The sequence below is a fragment of the Spirillospora sp. NPDC046719 genome, from assembly GCF_040645715.1.
Classification (GTDB): Bacteria; Actinomycetota; Actinomycetes; order Streptosporangiales; family Streptosporangiaceae; genus Spirillospora.
Map to the genome: position 1 here is coordinate 1 of NZ_JBEYYT010000816.1, position 2,097 is coordinate 2,097.

The 2,097-nt window shown below is 68.4% G+C and carries 2 protein-coding genes; one reads left to right on the forward strand and one right to left on the reverse strand.

Going from position 1 to position 2,097, the window contains the following annotated elements; all coding sequences use genetic code 11:
* Positions 1 to 294: 294 nt before the first annotated feature.
* Positions 295 to 801 carry a DUF1579 family protein gene (locus ABZ914_RS50575; protein ID WP_500201707.1) on the forward strand — a complete coding sequence of 169 codons (507 nt, stop codon included), beginning with the start codon at positions 295 to 297 and terminating at the stop codon, positions 799 to 801.
* 101 nt (positions 802 to 902) lie between these two features.
* On the opposite strand, the gene ABZ914_RS50580 is transcribed toward ABZ914_RS50575, so the two are convergent.
* Positions 903 to 2,097 (reverse strand): HNH endonuclease signature motif containing protein (locus ABZ914_RS50580; protein ID WP_500201708.1); only part of this gene is annotated, 1,195 nt, incomplete at its 5' end.

Here is a 2,097-nt window from a genome sequence, read left to right on the forward strand (position 1 = left end):
GCCGCCCCTCCAAAGTCAAGGGCGCCTTCGGCGTCGCTTCGCGATGGACTTCGTCCACCCTTGACTTTGGAGCCTCTGCGGCCCCTAGGCAGGTGTTGGGGGCAGGCTCCGCCTGCCCCGCCCCCGGGTCGCGCCACCCCACCACCCCCCTCCGTACCGTCACGCCGGACCAAGCCGTAGTGACGTGGGGCGGTTGGCTTCATCGGGCAAGAGATCGCGACGGGATGTCGAGGCGGCCATGACGGCTCCGACTACATAGGAAAGCGTCCCCGACAGCCTTCGAAGGAGCTTCTGATGTCCCGTGACAGCAGCAAATCGGCCCGTGTCGTCACCGTTGCCGCCGGTGTCGAGACCACCGACCAGGCCACGCCCGTCCGCGACTGCCGCCACGAAGCGCTCGAGGTTCTCATCGGCAAGTGGATCAACGAAGGCCGCACGGTCGCCACTGCGGACGCCCCGTCGGTTCCGATCCTCACCAGCGATGTGTACGAGTGGGCTCCCGGCGGGTTCTTCATCGTGCACTCGGCCTACGGAAAGATCGGCGACACATCCGTGGGAGGCGTCGAGATCATCGGCGTTGACGGCGCGGCCTACAGCTCCACGTTCTACGACAGCTTCGGCAACGTCCACGTCTCCCGGCTCGAGATCGAGGGTGACGTCCTCAGGTGGACCGGTGATCGAACGCGATGCACTGCAACGATGACCGACGGCGGACTCACCCAGGTCGCCCGTCACGAGTCCAGCGCCGACGGAGTGACCTGGACGGCATCGATGAACGTGACCCTGCGCAAGGTCGCCTGACCTATCCCGCACCAGCGGCACCGGGGGAGGGGAGCGGCCATGGCCAGGCCATGGCCATGGCGGCGACAGCCGCGACGGCTCGCCAGCCGCCGTCGTGGCTGTTATGCCGCCCAGTCGAGGGCGGGGGTATCGGGTGGTGGGCGGCCTATGCTGCCCGGTGGCCCGGCCCCGGTCACGCATCCTCTGGCGTCGGGTGGCGGGAGCAGCCGGTAGACGTATCGCCCGTCCTGATCTTTGGTGATTTGGATCTGGTCGGGGCGACTGTGCTTGAAGCGGTTGTGCCATCCGCAGGTGAGGGCGAGCTGGTCGATGTCGGTGGGCGATCGCCCGAGTGCCCATCCGTGAACATGGTCGACTTCGCACAGCGTCCCGGGCACTTCGCAGCCCCTCACCGCGCAGGAGGAGTACAGCGTCTCCAGGACTTGGCGTTGTGCTGCGGAGGCGAATCGTTCGCGGTAGCCGAGGTAGAGCGGGGTGTTTCCGCGTCCGAGGAGGAGGGGTGAGACTCCGGCGGAGAGGGCGATGCGGCGGGCTTGGGCGGCGGGGATGGGGGTGCCGTCGGTGAGGCGGGCCGGGGCGTTGCCTCCGGTCAGCGTCTCCAGGTCGCAGATCACGGTGACCTTGGACGCCTTGTGCCCACCCGACAGGACGCTCGACAGTGCCGCCGCAGTGCGTTCGGGGAGGTCGCGTCGGTCGTCGGGTCCGGTCGGCTTGGCGAGCGGGGCGAGGGTGCCGTCCCAGATGGCGGCGTCTTCGGGGTTCAGCCAGCCTTTGACGTAGCGGCCGCCGTCCAGCGAACGCGTGGTCGTGATCCACGACTTGTCGTAGCCGTGCTTGGTGTCCTCATCCGGTGCTTCTTCGGTGTCGTCGCGTTCGGCGATGAGGTCGCGAATGCGGCGCCCGAACGCGGCTACCTTCCCGGCGGAGAAGCCCTGCTCGACGAAGCCCAGCAGGGTCGCCTCGGCCTCCGCGCAGTCGCTGTCGTCCAGGCGTGAAACCGAGTCGGCGACGGTGGCCGCGTAGCCGTAAGACAGATCCCCGGCGGCGAGGCGTTCGGCCACCTGCGGGAGACGATGACGCTGCCTGGCGAGGGTGAGGCGCTCCTTGGCGCGGCTGTCGCGCATGCCCAAACTCGACCGCAGCCACGCTTGGGTGGAGGGATATCCCCACCGGGCCTGCTCGGCTGTGGCGTCGACTCGGCCGATGAATCCGGCGAGCGCGCTTTCCTGCATATCGCACGCGGCCACGAGGGTTTCGGTGAGTTCCAAGGACGCGGCCGCCGATTCGGGGGCTTCT

Bases quoted from the DNA above. Each gene is read 5' to 3' on its own strand.
- ABZ914_RS50575 (WP_500201707.1), top strand. From the start codon at position 295: ATGTCCCGTGACAGCAGCAAATCGGCCCGTGTCGTCACCGTTGCCGCC.